The organism is Pseudomonas sp. NY5710 (assembly GCF_013305665.1).
Lineage (GTDB): Bacteria > Pseudomonadota > Gammaproteobacteria > Pseudomonadales > Pseudomonadaceae > Aquipseudomonas > Aquipseudomonas juntendi.
This window is the reverse complement of record NZ_CP045554.1, coordinates 4,511,242-4,527,408: the sequence shown is the minus strand read 5'-3', so window position 1 is coordinate 4,527,408 and position 16,167 is coordinate 4,511,242. Positions and strand designations below refer to the sequence as shown.

The window sequence follows — 16,167 nt, the reverse complement described above, 5'->3', positions numbered from 1 at the left end:
CATGCACTTTCACTGGTGTGTGATCAGGCTAAGGTAAAATTTGTGAGTTCTGCTCTTAATTGAGCGAAATGCGAATTTTCGGCGAATGTCGTCTTCACAGTATAACCAGATTGCTTGGGGTTATATGGTCAAGTGAAGAAGCGCATACGGTGGATGCCTTGGCAGTCAGAGGCGATGAAAGACGTGGTAGCCTGCGATAAGCTTTGGGGAGTCGGCAAACAGACTGTGATCCAGAGATCTCTGAATGGGGGAACCCACTCAGCATAAGCTGAGTATCTTGTACTGAATACATAGGTGCAAGAGGCGAACCAGGGGAACTGAAACATCTAAGTACCCTGAGGAAAAGAAATCAACCGAGATTCCCTTAGTAGTGGCGAGCGAACGGGGACCAGCCCTTAAGTTGATTTGAGATTAGTGGAACGCTCTGGAAAGTGCGGCCATAGTGGGTGATAGCCCCGTACACGAAAATCTCTTATCAATGAAATCGAGTAGGACGGAGCACGAGAAACTTTGTCTGAATATGGGGGGACCATCCTCCAAGGCTAAATACTACTGACTGACCGATAGTGAACCAGTACCGTGAGGGAAAGGCGAAAAGAACCCCGGAGAGGGGAGTGAAATAGAACCTGAAACCGTATGCGTACAAGCAGTGGGAGCCTACTTTGTTAGGTGACTGCGTACCTTTTGTATAATGGGTCAGCGACTTATATTCAGTGGCGAGCTTAACCGAATAGGGGAGGCGTAGCGAAAGCGAGTCTTAATAGGGCGTTTAGTCGCTGGGTATAGACCCGAAACCGGGCGATCTATCCATGGGCAGGTTGAAGGTTAGGTAACACTGACTGGAGGACCGAACCGACTACCGTTGAAAAGTTAGCGGATGACCTGTGGATCGGAGTGAAAGGCTAATCAAGCTCGGAGATAGCTGGTTCTCCTCGAAAGCTATTTAGGTAGCGCCTCATGTATCACTGTAGGGGGTAGAGCACTGTTTCGGCTAGGGGGTCATCCCGACTTACCAAACCGATGCAAACTCCGAATACCTACAAGTGCCGAGCATGGGAGACACACGGCGGGTGCTAACGTCCGTCGTGAAAAGGGAAACAACCCAGACCGTCAGCTAAGGTCCCAAAGTCATGGTTAAGTGGGAAACGATGTGGGAAGGCTTAGACAGCTAGGAGGTTGGCTTAGAAGCAGCCACCCTTTAAAGAAAGCGTAATAGCTCACTAGTCGAGTCGGCCTGCGCGGAAGATGTAACGGGGCTCAAACCATGCACCGAAGCTACGGGTATCATCTTATGATGATGCGGTAGAGGAGCGTTCTGTAAGCCTGTGAAGGTGAGTTGAGAAGCTTGCTGGAGGTATCAGAAGTGCGAATGCTGACATGAGTAACGACAATGCGAGTGAAAAACTCGCACGCCGAAAGACCAAGGTTTCCTGCGCAACGTTAATCGACGCAGGGTTAGTCGGTCCCTAAGGCGAGGCTGAAAAGCGTAGTCGATGGAAAACAGGTTAATATTCCTGTACTTCCAGTTATTGCGATGGAGGGACGGAGAAGGTTAGGCCAGCCTGGCGTTGGTTGTCCAGGTTTAAGGTGGTAGGCTGAAATCTTAGGCAAATCCGGGATTTCAAGGCCGAGAGCTGATGACGAGTTGCCTTTAGGCGACGAAGTGGTTGATACCATGCTTCCAAGAAAAGCTCCTAAGCTTCAGATAACTGGGAACCGTACCCCAAACCGACACAGGTGGTTAGGTAGAGAATACCAAGGCGCTTGAGAGAACTCGGGTGAAGGAACTAGGCAAAATGGCACCGTAACTTCGGGAGAAGGTGCGCCGGCGAGGGTGAAGGACTTGCTCCGTAAGCTCATGCCGGTCGAAGATACCAGGCCGATGCGACTGTTTATTAAAAACACAGCACTCTGCAAACACGAAAGTGGACGTATAGGGTGTGACGCCTGCCCGGTGCCGGAAGGTTAATTGATGGGGTTAGCGCAAGCGAAGCTCTTGATCGAAGCCCCGGTAAACGGCGGCCGTAACTATAACGGTCCTAAGGTAGCGAAATTCCTTGTCGGGTAAGTTCCGACCTGCACGAATGGCGTAACGATGGCGGCGCTGTCTCCACCCGAGACTCAGTGAAATTGAAATCGCTGTGAAGATGCAGTGTATCCGCGGCTAGACGGAAAGACCCCGTGAACCTTTACTATAGCTTTGCACTGGACTTTGAATTTGCTTGTGTAGGATAGGTGGGAGGCTTTGAAGTGGGGACGCCAGTTCTCATGGAGCCATCCTTGAAATACCACCCTGGCAACTTTGAGGTTCTAACTCAGGTCCGTTATCCGGATCGAGGACAGTGTATGGTGGGTAGTTTGACTGGGGCGGTCTCCTCCCAAAGAGTAACGGAGGAGTACGAAGGTGCGCTCAGACCGGTCGGAAATCGGTCGTAGAGTATAAAGGCAAAAGCGCGCTTGACTGCGAGACAAACACGTCGAGCAGGTACGAAAGTAGGTCTTAGTGATCCGGTGGTTCTGTATGGAAGGGCCATCGCTCAACGGATAAAAGGTACTCCGGGGATAACAGGCTGATACCGCCCAAGAGTTCATATCGACGGCGGTGTTTGGCACCTCGATGTCGGCTCATCACATCCTGGGGCTGAAGCCGGTCCCAAGGGTATGGCTGTTCGCCATTTAAAGTGGTACGCGAGCTGGGTTTAGAACGTCGTGAGACAGTTCGGTCCCTATCTGCCGTGGACGTTTGAGATTTGAGAGGGGCTGCTCCTAGTACGAGAGGACCGGAGTGGACGAACCTCTGGTGTTCCGGTTGTCACGCCAGTGGCATTGCCGGGTAGCTATGTTCGGAAGAGATAACCGCTGAAAGCATCTAAGCGGGAAACTTGCCTCAAGATGAGATCTCACTGGGATCTTGAATCCCCTAAAGGGCCGTCGAAGACTACGACGTTGATAGGTTGGGTGTGTAAGCGCTGTGAGGCGTTGAGCTAACCAATACTAATTGCCCGTGAGGCTTGACCATATAACACCCAAGCAATTTGCTAGCGCAGATTGCGGTGGTGAAGATGACATGAACCGAAAGTTCGCAAGGCATCACAAACATCACATATCCGAATTCGCTGGGCTGTCCATCTGGACATTCTGGCTACAGAATTTCTTGACGACCATAGAGCATTGGAACCACCTGATCCCATCCCGAACTCAGTAGTGAAACGATGCATCGCCGATGGTAGTGTGGGGTTTCCCCATGTGAGAGTAGGTCATCGTCAAGATTCATTTCGCAAAACCCCTATCTGCACATGCAGGTAGGGGTTTTGTCTTTGTGCTCCCAAAAAGTCCCCTGGCCTCACAACAATCCCTGTGGGAGCGGGCGTGCCCGCGAACACCGGCGCAGCCCGTGCCATGCCCCACAGAGAACGCATCACGCGTGATATCGTTTCCCTCCATCAACCTCAGCACCTGCCAGAGAGTTTCCGATGCCCCACACCACCCATCTGCACCCCGGCTTCATGATCGTCCACGGCAACCGCCTCGACGATCTGCGCAGCCTTGTGGTGAGCTGGATGCGTCGCTACCCGCTGGCACCGTTGGAAAACGAAATCGCCTTGGTGCAGAGTAACGGTATCGCTCAATGGCTCAAGCTGGCTTTGGCGGAAGACCCGCTGGAGGACGACCAAGGTGGCTGCGGCATCGCCGCTGCAATTGAGGTTCAACTGCCCGGCAGCTTCATGTGGCAGTTGTACCGCAGCGTGCTGGGGCGCGATGAAATTCCCGAGGTGTCCCTGCTCGACAAAGCGCCGCTGACCTGGCGCCTGATGCGTCTGCTACCGGCGCTGATCGAGCGCCCGCATTTCGAGCCGTTGCGCCGCTTCCTGATGGACGACGGTGACCTGCGCAAGCGCTACCAGCTGTCCGAGCGCCTGGCCGATCTGTTCGACCAGTATCAGGTCTACCGGGCCGACTGGCTCAGGGACTGGGCAGCAGGTGAGCACGTGCTGAACACCGCCCGTGGCGAACGTAAGGCACTGCCCCCGGCTAACCGCTGGCAGGCCGAGCTGTGGAAGGCCTTGCTGGAAGACGTCGGAGAAAAAGGTATGGCGCAAAGCCGGGCCGGCGTGCACCAGCGCTTCATCGAACGTATCAATAGCCTGGAACAGGCTCCCCCCGGGTTACCCTCGCGGGTGATCGTGTTCGGCATTTCATCGCTGCCGGCCCAGGCCTTGGAGGCATTAGCCGGCCTCGCACGCTTCAGCCAGGTGTTGTTGTGCGTGCACAACCCTTGTCGCCACCACTGGGCGGACATCGTTGCCGACAAAGACCTGCTGCGCCACCAATACAAGCGTCAGCAGCGCAAACAAGGCATGCCCTTGCAGCTCGACGACCAGTCCCTGCACCAGCACGCACACCCATTACTGGCTGCTTGGGGCAAGCAAGGCCGAGACTACATCAACTTGCTCGACAGCTACGACGACCCGGGTAGCTACCAAGGCGTGTTCAGCGATGGTCGCATCGACCTGTTCAGCGACGGTTCACCCGCCACGCTGCTCAGCCAATTGCAGGACGACATTCTCGAACTGCGCCCGCTGGCAGAAACGCGCGCGCTGTGGCCGCCAGTCGATCCCGCCAACGACCGCTCGATCCGTTTTCACATTGCCCACAGCCCCCAGCGCGAAGTAGAGATTCTCCACGACCAGCTGTTGGCCCGCTTCAGTGCCGACCCCACATTGCGCCCGCGTGATGTCATCGTCATGCTGCCGGCCATCGATACTTACGCGCCGCACATCCGCGCCGTTTTCGGCCAACTGCAGCGCAATGACCCCCGTTACATACCGTTCACCCTGACCGACCAAGGGCAGCGTGGCCGGGAGCCTCTGCTGATTGCGCTGGAACACCTGCTCAAACTGCCGGACAGCCGTTTCGCCGTCAGCGAAGTGCTCGACCTGTTGGATGTCCCCGCGGTAAGAGCCCGGTTTGGTATCCGCGAAAACGACTTGCCTACCCTGCACCGCTGGATCGAAGGCGCAGGCATTCGCTGGGGCCTCGATGCCGAGCAGCGAGCCAGCCTTGGCCTGCCCGCCGGGCTTGAACAGAACACCTGGCGCTTTGGTTTGCGTCGCATGCTGTTAGGGTATGCCGTAGGCGTGGGCGAAGCGTGTGACGGTATTGAGCCGTACGATGAAATCGGTGGTCTGGACGCAGCCCTGATCGGCCCGCTGGTGGCCCTGCTCGACGCACTGGATGTCGCCTGCCAGGCCCTGGCCGAACCGGCCACCGTCAGCCAGTGGGGCGAGCGCCTGCATGCCCTGTTGCATGTGTTCTTCCTGGCCGAGGACGAGCACGACGAATTCCTGCTGATCCAGTTGCAGGATCTGCGCGATAGCTGGCTTGAAGTATGCGAAACGGTCGGCCTGCAGGACCCTCTGCCATTGACCGTGGTGCGCGAGGCCTGGCTGTCGGGGCTGGACCAAGGCAAGCTGTCACAACGTTTCCTGGCGGGCTCGGTGAATTTCTGCACGCTCATGCCCATGCGCGCGATCCCATTTCGGGTGGTGTGCCTGCTGGGCATGAACGATGGTGATTACCCGCGCGCCCAGCAGCCACTGGACTTCGACCTGATGGCCAGCGACTACCGCCCCGGTGACCGCTCACGCCGTGAGGACGACCGTTATCTGCTGCTCGAAGCGCTGCTGTCGGCACGTGACCAGCTGTACGTCAGCTGGGTCGGGCGCAGTATCCGTGACAACAGCGAACGCCCGGCCTCGGTGTTGATCGGGCAGTTGCGCGACCACCTTGCGGCGGGTTGGCAGCTGAACGGCGCACAGCAGGGCCAGGCGACACAGGCGGGCGAGCAGCTGCTGCACGCCCTGACCCAAGAGCACCCGCTGCAACCGTTCAGCCCGCGCTACTTCCAGAAGGGCAGCCCGCTGTTCAGCTATGCCCACGAATGGCAAGTGTTGCACCAGCAGAGCGAAGGCGACCCGCAGGGCGAACCAGCCCTGGCGCCCTATCAGGATGATGAAGCGCTTACCCTGACCCAGCTGAGTGACTTCCTGCGCCATCCAGTTCGGCATTTCTTCAGTCAGCGCCTGAAGGTGTACTTCGAAGCGCTGGAAGCGCCGACCCCGGACGAAGAACCCTTCACCCTCGACACCCTGCAGCGCTACGGCGCCAGTGAAAGCCTGCTCGGTGTCGCCTTGGCCGCACCGGGCAACGCCGAGCAGGCCCTGCAGGCCCAGGCCCGGCGTTTGCAGGCTTGCGGTGTGCTGCCGCTGGCTGGGTTCGGCGAGCTGCTGCAAAGCGAGTTGATCGAGCCGTTACCCGACCTGCTGCAACGCCACCAGCAGTTGCTGCAACGCTGGCCGCGCTTGGTCGAGGGCGCTTTGCCCGTGCATTTCGAGCACGGCCGGCACCGTCTCGAAGGCTGGCTGGGGCGGGTATTCCAGGCCGACGAGCAAAGCCTTCTGAGTATTACCACCGTGCCCAACACCATCAGTGCCGGGCGCAACAACTTGAAGTGGCACCGCCTGATCGCGCCCTGGGTCACCCACCTGGCGGCCTGTGCCGCAGGTTACGCGTACCATAGCGCCCTGGTCGCCAGCGACCTGACCCTGTTGCTGGCACCGCTCCCGCAAGGCGCCGCCGGGCAACTGTTGGGCGACCTGTTGGTGGCGCGCCAGGCCGCGATGAACGCGCCCCTGTCGGTTGCCGCCAAAACCGCTTTTGCCTGGCTGGCCCACGACGATGCCGACAAAGCCCTGGCCGCTGCGGCCCGCGCCTACGAGGGCGATGAACGCAGCAGTTTCGGCGAGCGCAGTGAAAGCACTGCCTTGGCTCGGCAGTTCCCTGATTTCGCCGCACTCACCGCCGACGAAACCTTTGAAGGCTGGTGCGAAACCTTGTACCGCCCATTGTTCACCGCACCCTGGCAGACCCTGGGCAACCCGGAGAAAGGCGCATGACCCAGGCCCGCCCCTTGGCGTTGAGTTTCCCCTTGCATGGCAGCCAGCTGATCGAGGCCAGTGCCGGCACCGGCAAGACCTTCACCATTTCCGCCCTGTACCTGCGCCTGATCCTCGGGCATGGCGGCGAGCAGGGTTTTGCACGCGAACTGCTGCCACCGCAGATTCTGGTGGTGACCTTCACCGACGCCGCCACCAAGGAGTTGCGCGAGCGTATCCGTGCGCGCCTGGCAGAAGCTGCACGCTTCTTCCGTGGCGAGCTGGAGGGCGCCGACCCTTTGCTGCACCAACTGCGTGACGACTACCCGCAAGAGGCGTGGCCGCGCTGTGCCGGGCGCCTGGAAATTGCGGTGCAGTGGATGGACGAAGCAGCGGTATCGACCATTCACGGCTGGTGCCAGCGCATGCTGCGCGAGCACGCTTTCGACAGCGGCAGCCTGTTCACCCAGACCCTGGAAACCGACCACAGCGAGCTGCTGGGCCAGGTTATGCGCGATTACTGGCGGCGCTTCTGCTACAGCATGCAAGGCCAAGCGCTGGCGTGGGTGCGTAGCCATTGGGTCAGCCCCGACGCCTTGCTCCCGCGCATTCGCCCCTTGTTCGGCCGGGTGCGGGCCGAGCAGCACGGCGCCGAACCGGCGGCACTGATCGAAGCATCGCTGCAGCAGCGCAGCGAACAGTTGGCCCGGCTCAAGGCGCCTTGGCTACAGTGGGCCGAAGAGCTGCGGCAGATCTGCCGCGATGCCCTGGCGGCCAAGCAGGTCGACGGTCGCAAGATGCAGGCGCGCTATTTCGAACCCTGGTTCGACAAGCTTCATGCGTGGGCTGCGGACGAACAGCAGGTGGAGCTCGACCTGGGTACTGGCTTCACGCGCCTGACCCCGGCCGGCATGGCCGAGGCCTGGAAGGGCGAGCCACCCGCGCACCCGGGCCTGGCTGCCATGCAGACCCTGGCGCAACACCTGCAAGCCCTGGACAGCCCGGATGCCCCCCTGCTCGAGCATGCCGCCCATTGGGTCTCGGCACGGTTTGAAGTGGAGAAGCGCCGGCGGGCAGAAATGGGCTTCGACGATATGCTGGTGCGCTTGCAGCACGCACTGGCCAGTGACGCCGGCGAGCGCCTGGCCGGGCTGATTCGTGAGCAGTTCCCGGTGGCCCTGATCGACGAGTTCCAGGACACCGACCCGGTGCAGTTCGGCATTTTCGAGCGTATCTACCAGATCAGCGAAAATCGCCCGGACACCGGCCTGTTCATGATTGGTGACCCGAAGCAGGCGATCTACGCCTTCCGCGGTGCCGACATTTACACCTACCTCGCCGCACGGCGGGCCACCAGCGGTCGGCTGCACAGCCTGGACACCAACTACCGCTCCAGCAAGGCCATGGTGGCGGCGGTCAACCAGGTGTTCCTCCAGGCCGAGGCACGTCAGGGAGGGCGCGGGGCGTTCCTGTTCCGCAGTGCCGATGACAACCCGTTGCCGTTCATCGAGGTGCGCGCCAAAGGCCGCAGCGAACAGCTGGTGATCAACGGCGAAGCCAGCGCTGCCCTGCAATGCTGGCAGCTGCAGAGCGAAGAGCCGGTATCCGGCAGTGTCTACCGCCAGCAACTGGCCGCCAGTTGCGCCAGCCACATTGTCGATTTGCTCAATGGCGGCCAGCAAGGCACGGCTGGTTTGCGCAATGCCGAAGGCGAACTGCGCCCCTGCCTGCCGTCAGACATCGCCATTCTGGTGCGTGATGGCCACGAAGCGCAGCTGGTGCGCGCCGAGCTGGCCGCACGCGATGTACGCAGTGTGTACCTGTCCGACAAGGACTCGGTGTTCGCTGCCCAGGAAGCCCATGACCTGCTGGCCTGGCTCAAGGCCTGCGCCGAGCCCGATTCGGAGCGCCTGCTCAAGGCGGCCCTGGCCAGCCTTACCTTAGGCCTGTCGTTGCCCGCACTGGACCGCTTGAACCAGGACGAGCGGGTCTGGGAGGGCTGGGTCATGCGGTTCCGCTACTACCGCGAAACCTGGCAGCGCCAGGGCGTACTGCCGATGCTGCGCCACCTGCTGCATGACTTCCAGCTGCCGCGCACGCTGATCCGCCGCAGCGATGGCGAACGGGTGCTGACCAACCTGCTGCACCTGGCCGAGTTGCTGCAGCAGGCAGCTGGCGAAATGGATGGCGAACAGGCGCTGATTCGCCACCTGGCTGAGCACTTGGCCAGTTCTGGCCAGGCTGGCGAGGACCAGATTCTGCGCCTGGAAAGCGACGAACAGCTGGTCAAGGTGGTGACCATCCACAAGTCCAAGGGCCTGGAGTATCCGCTGGTCTACCTGCCGTTCATCTGCACCAGCAAACCTGTGGACGGTAGCCGGCTGCCGCTGGCCTGGCACGACCCTGAAGGCCACGCCCACCTTACCCTGACCCCAGACCAGGAGCAGATCGAACGCGCCGACGATGAGCGCCTGGCCGAAGACCTGCGCCTGCTGTATGTGGCCCTTACCCGTGCCCAGCATGCCTGCTGGCTGGGTGTCGCCGACCTCAAGCGCGGCAACCAGAAAACGTCGCAGTTGCACCGCTCGGCGTTGGGGTATCTGCTGGGTGGCGGCCTTGCCCTGGCCAGTTCGGCGCAGTTGGCCGACTGGTTGCAGGCCCTGGCCGCGCGTTGCCCGCACATCGCCTGCACAGGCCTGCCGCCGGCCCAGCCGCAGGTGTATCGCATGCCCCATGCCGCGCGTGAATTACTGCCGGCACGCAAGCCACGCCGGGCCGCCGCTGAGCACTGGTGGATCGCGTCCTACAGCGCCCTGCGCGTGGGTGACCAAACCCTCGGTGCCGACAGCTCGCAGGCCCAGCAACTGCAGGATGACGAAGTCGTCGATGTGCAGGTGCTGCGTGAAGTCCCGGCCGACAGCGGTGATATCCACCGCTTCCCGAGGGGGCCGAACCCCGGCACCTTCCTGCACGGTCTGCTGGAGTGGGCAGGCCGCGAAGGCTTTAGCCTGGTAAGCCGTAACCCGCAGTTGATCGAGCGAACCGTTGGCCAGCGCTGCAACCGCCGAGACTGGACGGGTTGGATCCCCACCCTCAGCCAGTGGATGCAGCGCTTGCTGAGCGAGGCCTTGCCGTTGCCCGGCAGTGGGCAGAGCGTGACGCTCGGGGAGCTGTGCACTTACCAGATCGAAATGGAGTTCTGGTTCGCCAGCCAGCGCGTCGACGCCGAGCAGCTGGATCGTCTGGTAGCACGCCACACCCACCCCGGCCTGGCGCGCCCGGTGGCGCAGCCGACGCTGCTCAATGGCATGTTCAAAGGGTTCATCGACCTGGCATTCGAGCTGGACGGCCGCTATTACGTGACCGACTACAAATCCAACTGGCTCGGCCCGGATACCCAGGCCTACGATGCCCTGGCCATGGAGAAAGCCATCCTCGAACACCGCTACGACCTGCAGTACGTGTTGTACCTGCTGGCCCTGCACCGGCAACTGCGCGCGCGGCTGCCGGATTACGATTATGACCGCCACGTGGGCGGTGCCTTGTTCATCTTCCTGCGGGGTGCCAGCAGCAGTGGGCACGGCGTTTACTTCACCAAGCCACCGCGTGAATTGATCGAAAGCCTGGACGCGCTGTTCCGTGGCGAGCACCCGCCCACCCAGCAGGACCTGTTTGCCGGAGCCATGCCATGAGCCGCAACCTTGTCGACCTGTTGCCCACCCCATTGCACGCCGAGTACCTGCTGGCGCTGGCGCCGCAAACTGACAGCGGTGACCTGCTGCAACTGCTCGACCGCTGGGTCGAGCGCGGCTGGCTACGGCCGCTGGACCGTGCGTTCGTGTCATTTCTGGAAGAGCGGGCCCCAGGCAGTGACCCCTTGCTGCTGCTTGCCGCAGCGTTGGCCAGCCATCAACTGGGCCACGGCCACGTCTGCCTCGACCTGCAGCAAACCCTGGCCGAGCCCGACTTTGCCCTGTCGTTGCCGCCAGAGGGCGACGCACTGACCGGCCCCTTGCTGTTGCCTTCGCAGTTGTTGGCCAACCTCGACTTGCAGGCCTGGCGCCAACGCATCGTAGCCAGCCCGCTGGTGGCCGCTGGCGACGCCCCGGGCCAGCAGGCGCGCCCCCTGGTGCTCAGCGGCCAGCGCCTGTACCTGCGCCGTTACTGGAGCTACGAGCGGCGTATCGACCACACTTTGCGCCTGCGCCTTAGCCAGGCTGAAGCACCGCCGGCGGACTTGCCACAACGCTTGGCGCAGTTGTTCGAGGGTGGCGCCCCGGCAGGCCAGGTGGATTGGCAGAAGCTCGCCTGCGCCCTGGCCACCCGCGCCGGCTTCAGCATCATCACCGGCGGCCCCGGTACGGGCAAGACCACCACGGTGGTGCGCCTGCTGGCGTTGTTGCAAGCGCCGGCGGTGGAGCAGGGCAGGCCATTGCGTATCCGCCTGGCGGCACCTACCGGCAAGGCCGCTGCGCGCCTGACCGAGTCCATTGGCCAGCAGGTCGAGCGCCTGCAGGTCAGTGCCCAGGTACGCGAGCAGGTGCCGACCGACGTCAGCACCGTGCACCGCCTGCTCGGTAGCCGCCCAGGTTCGCGGCACTTCCGCCACCATGCGGGCAACCCGTTGCCGCTGGATGTGCTGGTGGTCGACGAAGCCTCGATGATCGACCTGGAGATGATGGCCAACCTGCTCGACGCCTTGCCTGCGCGGGCACGCCTGGTATTGCTGGGTGACAAGGACCAGCTGGCCTCGGTCGAGGCCGGTGCCGTGCTGGGTGACTTGTGCCGGGACGCCGAAGAAGGTTACTACGCGCCGGCCACCGCCAGCTGGCTCGAACAGGTCAGTGGCGAATCGCTGGCTGACAGTGGCCTCAAGGTTGGCGATGAACAGCGCAACCCGCTGGCCCAGCAAGTGGTGATGCTGCGCTTTTCGCGGCGCTTTGGCGAAGGCAGCGGCATTGGCCAGCTGGCGCGGCTGGTCAACCGGCAGGACGCCCATGCGGCGCGCAACCTGCTGGCCATGCCACCGGCTGATGTGCACAGCCTGGTGCTCAGGCACGAGCAGGACCGCGCCTTCGACCGCCTGCTGCTCGATGGCTTGAACCAGGGCAGTGAAGGGCCACAAGGGTACCGCAGTTATTTGCGTACCCTTGGGCGCTATCGGCCACTGCTGGATACCCCGTTCGACGACCCCGCCTGGGAGCAGTGGGCAGGCAAGGTGTTGCACAGTTTCGAGGCCTTCCAGTTGCTGTGTGCGGTACGCCGGGGTGCCTGGGGCGTCGAAGGGCTCAACGAGCGGGTGGCGCGGGTGCTGCACGGCGCCGGCCTGATCGACAGCCAGCAGCCTTGGTACGAAGGGCGCCCGGTGCTGGTCACCCGCAACGACTACGGCTTGGGCCTGATGAACGGCGACATCGGCATTGCCCTGCGTTTGCCGGACGAGCGCGGCGAGCCGCTGCTGCGGGTGGCCTTCCCGCGTAATGACGGCAGCGGCGGCGTGCGTTTTGTCCTGCCCAGCCGCCTGAATGAAGTGGAAACGGTATTTGCCATGACGGTGCACAAATCCCAGGGTTCGGAGTTCGGCCACACCGCACTGGTACTGCCCGACACACTGAACCCGGTGCTGACCAAGGAGCTGGTCTATACCGGGATCACCCGCGCCAAGCACTGTTTCAGCCTGGTCGAGCCGCGCCAGGGCATTTTCGAGGAGGCGGTGGCACGCAAGGTAATGCGTATTTCCGGCTTGATGCTGGAGCAAGTCTGACCCCGGCCGAAAAGCAGTTGGCGATCCCCAGTGGGAGCGGGCGTGCCCGCGAACACGGGCGCAGCCCGTGCCAACCACCGCGGTGCCTGCCTTTCTACAGTGATGCGGCCATGTGCTATCGTTGCGCCGAGACCAGAAAGGATTTTGAGAGATTCCCCACATGCATGTGGCCGCAAGACGTGTGACAAGCTGTGCGGTTTCGCTATTGCTGGCCGTCCTGTTTATCGCTACGGGGCCTGCCCGGGCGGACACCGCAACCACCAACGCCCAGGCGCAGCAACGGGCCAAGGCCGTCACCCAGGTCGTGCTGGGCATTTTCAGCTACGCGCGCTGGCCGGTGGAGCCGTCTCCATTGCGCCTGTGCCTGGTCGGCCCCACCGAATACGCTGATGACCTGATCAAGGGCCAGGTGCAGGAGTCTGGCCGCCCGCTGCAAGTGAAGCGCTTGCTGGCAGATGACAGTCAGGTCGCTCAGGCGTGTGATGCGATCTACATCGGCAAGCTCGACCAGCGCCAGCGTGACAAGCTGTTCGAGCGGGTCAGCGGCTACCCGGTCCTGAGCATCAGCGAATCGAATGACCCATGCACCATCGGCAGCCTGTTCTGCCTGCGGGTCAGCGACCAGCAGGTGGCCTTCGAGGTCAACCTTGACTCGGTGGCGCGCTCCGGGGTGCGCATTCACCCCAGCGTGCTGCAGCTGTCGCGGCGCCGGGCGGTGCAACCATGAAGCCGACCCGCAAGCGCAGCCTGCGCCCAACTCTGCGCTCGGTGCTGGGCCGTGCACACTTGAATGTCGCCTTGCTGGCCGTGGGCCTGGCCGGTATTTCCTTGACCCTGTTGGGCGTGCTGGCCTTGAGCGTCTATGCCAATCACAACCTGCAACTGATTGCCCGGTCGATCAGCTACACCGTGGAGGCGGCGGTGGTGTTCGATGACAGTGCCGCCGCCAGTGAGGCGCTGGCGCTGATCGCCAGCGCCGAGGAAGTGGCCGAGGCCAGGGTATTCAATGGTGAAGGCGAGCAACTGGCGCGCTGGCAACGTGCCGATTCGGGCATGCTTGCCCTGCTGGAAACGCAGGTCGCCCGCGCGTTGCTGGACGAACCGGCCAAGCTGCCGATCATGCACCAGCAGCAACAGATCGGGCGCATCGAACTGGTTGGCCAGGGGCGTAGCCTGTTGCTGTTCATGCTGGGGGGGCTGGCCGGTATTCTGTGTTGCACGGTCCTCAGCGCCTTGGCTGCCCAATACCTGTCGCGGCGCCTGCTCGGCGATATCACCCGGCCGCTGCGCGGCCTGGCCAGCGTCGCCCACGCCGCCCGCCGCGAGCGCAGCTTCGACCGGCGTGTGCCGGAAACGGCGATCGCCGAACTCAACGAGCTGGGGAATGACTTCAACGCCCTGCTGGACGAACTGGAAGTATGGCAAAGCCACCTGCAGAGCGAAAACCAGACCTTAGCCCACCAGGCCAGCCACGACAGCCTGACCGGCCTGCCCAACCGCGCCTTCTTCGAAGGGCGCCTGAGCCGCAGCGTGCGCAACGCAGCCAGCCAGCAGGATCACATGGCACTGCTGTTCCTTGACAGTGACCACTTCAAGCAGATCAACGACACGCTGGGCCATGCGGTGGGGGACGAGGTGCTGATCAGCGTGGCCGAGCGCCTGCGTGCCCAGTTGCGTGAGCATGATCTGGTTGCACGTTTGGGCGGCGATGAATTCGCCGTGCTGCTGACGCCTTTGCAAACGCGCCGGGATGCCGAGCACATTGCCGAAAAAATCGTCGCCAGCATGAAGTTGCCGGTGCAACTGGACAGCGGCCGCAGTGTCGCCACGTCGGTGAGCGTCGGTATCGCCTATTACCCGGAAGACGGCGCCGACCCGGCCAGTCTTCTGAATGCCGCCGATGCGGCCATGTATCAGGCCAAGCGCAAACGGCGTGGCCATTGGCAAGTGGCGCAGACGGAACGGTCCGCCAACCCTATCGACAACAGGAGCTGAACCCGTGATACAGGCTTTACGTTTTCCACTGTGGGCCGTGTTGCTCGCTGTGCTGGCGCTGACCGGCTGCCAAAGCGCGCCGCCCAAGGGGCTGACCCCGGAACAGATTGCCGTGCTCAAGCGCGAAGGCTTTACCCCCACCGATGAAGGCTGGGCGTATGACTTGTCTGGCAAAGTGTTGTTCGGCAGTGACCTGGACAGCCTCAACAGCCAGAGCCAGGCGATTGTCGAGCGGATCGGCAAGGCACTGCTGGGCGTGGGTATCCAGCGTGTGCGGGTAGACGGGCATACCGACTCGTCGGGCAAGGCGGCCTATAACCAGGAGTTGTCCGAGCGCCGCGCGCAGAGCGTGGCCAAAGCCTTGGTCGGCGTGGGCATGCAGCCGCAGAACATCCAAAGCCAGGGCCTGGGCAGCAGCCAGCCGGTGGCGAACAACCGCACCAGCGCCGGGCGGACCGAAAACCGGCGCGTGTCCATCGTGGTGGCGTCTTACTGAGCCCCGTCACTGCTGGGCAAAGCGCATTTCCCGGGTTTGCCCCATCAACAACGGCGCATTCGCCTCCGTCATCCCACGAATGTAATCCCACAACAGGGTAATCCGCTTCAACTTGCGCAAATCCTCCCGGCAATACATCCAGAATTGCCGCGTTACCTCGATGTCCTCTGGCAACACCCTGACCAGCCGTGGATCCTGTGCAGCCAGGAAACACGGCAGGATCGCCAGCCCGCGCCCCTGCAGCGCCGCCGTGTACTGGGCAATCACACTGGTACTGCGCAAGTGCGCGCTGGCGCCGGGAATCAGGTTGGCCAGGTACAGCAACTCCGAGCTGAACGCCAGGTCGTCCACGTAACTGATGAACGGGTGCCTGGCCAGATCAGCCACCTGGTGTATCGGTGCATGGCTGGCCAGGTAGTCCTGCGTCGCATACAGCCGCAAGCTGTAGTCGCACAGTTTGCAGCACACATAAGGCCCGTGCTCCGGCCGCTCCAGGGCGATGACGATATCCGCTTCGCGCTTGGACAGGCTGATGAAGTGCGGCAGCGGCAGGATATCCACCGAAATGGCCGGGTAGGCGTCGACGAAGTGGCTCAACTGCGGGGTAATGAAGAAACTGCCGAAGCCTTCTGTGCACCCCATTCGCACATGCCCCGACAACGCCACGCTCGACCCGGATACCTGCTCGCACGCCATGTGCAGCGTACTTTCGATCGACTCGGCATAGCCCAGTAAACGCTGGCCCTCGGCAGTGAGAACAAAGCCGTTGGTGCGCGACTTTTCGAACAGCAAGGTACCCAGCGCACCCTCCAGCGAGCTGATGCGGCGCGACACCGTGGTGTAGTCCACACTCAGGCGTTTTGCCGCGCTACTGGCCTTGCGGGTGCGGGCCACTTCGAGGAAGAACTTCAAGTCGTCCCAGTTGAGCGCGCTCAGGGATGTGAGATCTTTTTGCATGATGATCCGGTTTTTTTGTG

At 62.1% G+C, this 16,167-nt stretch carries 7 protein-coding genes and 2 rRNA genes; 8 read left to right on the top strand and 1 reads right to left on the bottom strand.

Going from position 1 to position 16,167, the window contains the following annotated elements:
• Positions 1–126: 126 nt before the first annotated feature.
• The 8 genes from GEV39_RS20875 (at position 127) to yfiB (ending at position 15,190) form a co-directional block, all read left to right on the top strand.
• Positions 127–3,019 (top strand): 23S ribosomal RNA (locus GEV39_RS20875).
• 134 nt (positions 3,020–3,153) lie between these two features.
• Positions 3,154–3,269 (top strand): 5S ribosomal RNA (gene rrf, locus GEV39_RS20870).
• Between the two features lie 204 nt (positions 3,270–3,473).
• Positions 3,474–6,956: an exodeoxyribonuclease V subunit gamma gene (gene recC, locus GEV39_RS20865; protein ID WP_173891083.1), complete on the top strand. Its 3,483-nt coding sequence runs from the start codon at positions 3,474–3,476 to the stop codon at positions 6,954–6,956.
• A complete protein-coding gene (gene recB / locus GEV39_RS20860) occupies positions 6,953–10,627 on the top strand; it encodes an exodeoxyribonuclease V subunit beta (RefSeq protein WP_173891082.1) in 3,675 nt (1,224 codons plus the stop codon). Before recC ends, recB begins: the two co-directional genes overlap by 4 nt.
• Positions 10,624–12,699, top strand: a complete 2,076-nt coding sequence (gene recD / locus GEV39_RS20855; RefSeq protein WP_173891081.1) for an exodeoxyribonuclease V subunit alpha — start codon at positions 10,624–10,626, stop codon at positions 12,697–12,699. Before recB ends, recD begins: the two co-directional genes overlap by 4 nt.
• Positions 12,700–12,859: 160 nt before the next feature.
• The gene (yfiR, locus tag GEV39_RS20850) at positions 12,860–13,426 is read left to right on the top strand and encodes a regulatory sequestration protein YfiR (protein ID WP_173891080.1); all 567 of its coding nucleotides are present in this window, start codon (positions 12,860–12,862) and stop codon (positions 13,424–13,426) included.
• Complete coding sequence (dgcN, locus tag GEV39_RS20845) at positions 13,423–14,694, top strand: diguanylate cyclase DgcN/YfiN (protein WP_173891079.1); 1,272 nt, start codon at positions 13,423–13,425, stop codon at positions 14,692–14,694. Before yfiR ends, dgcN begins: the two co-directional genes overlap by 4 nt.
• Positions 14,695–14,698: 4 nt before the next feature.
• On the top strand, positions 14,699–15,190 hold the full coding sequence (gene yfiB, locus GEV39_RS20840) for an outer membrane lipoprotein YfiB (RefSeq protein WP_173891078.1): 492 nt from the start codon (positions 14,699–14,701) through the stop codon (positions 15,188–15,190).
• Positions 15,191–15,196: 6 nt separating this feature from the next.
• Here the strand turns inward: yfiB and GEV39_RS20835 are convergent, their stop codons facing one another.
• Positions 15,197–16,147: a LysR family transcriptional regulator gene (locus tag GEV39_RS20835; protein WP_173891077.1), complete on the bottom strand. Its 951-nt coding sequence runs from the start codon at positions 16,145–16,147 to the stop codon at positions 15,197–15,199.
• Positions 16,148–16,167: the final 20 nt, after the last annotated feature.

Excerpts from the sequence above, each read along its gene's own strand:
- recC (WP_173891083.1), top strand. The coding sequence starts at position 3,474 with ATGCCCCACACCACCCATCTGCACCCCGGCTTCATGATCGTCCACGGC.
- recB (WP_173891082.1), top strand. The coding sequence starts at position 6,953 with ATGACCCAGGCCCGCCCCTTGGCGTTGAGTTTCCCCTTGCATGGCAGC.
- recD (WP_173891081.1), top strand. The coding sequence starts at position 10,624 with ATGAGCCGCAACCTTGTCGACCTGTTGCCCACCCCATTGCACGCCGAG.
- yfiR (WP_173891080.1), top strand. The coding sequence starts at position 12,860 with ATGCATGTGGCCGCAAGACGTGTGACAAGCTGTGCGGTTTCGCTATTG.
- dgcN (WP_173891079.1), top strand. The coding sequence starts at position 13,423 with ATGAAGCCGACCCGCAAGCGCAGCCTGCGCCCAACTCTGCGCTCGGTG.
- GEV39_RS20835 (WP_173891077.1), bottom strand. The coding sequence starts at position 16,147 with ATGCAAAAAGATCTCACATCCCTGAGCGCGCTCAACTGGGACGACTTG.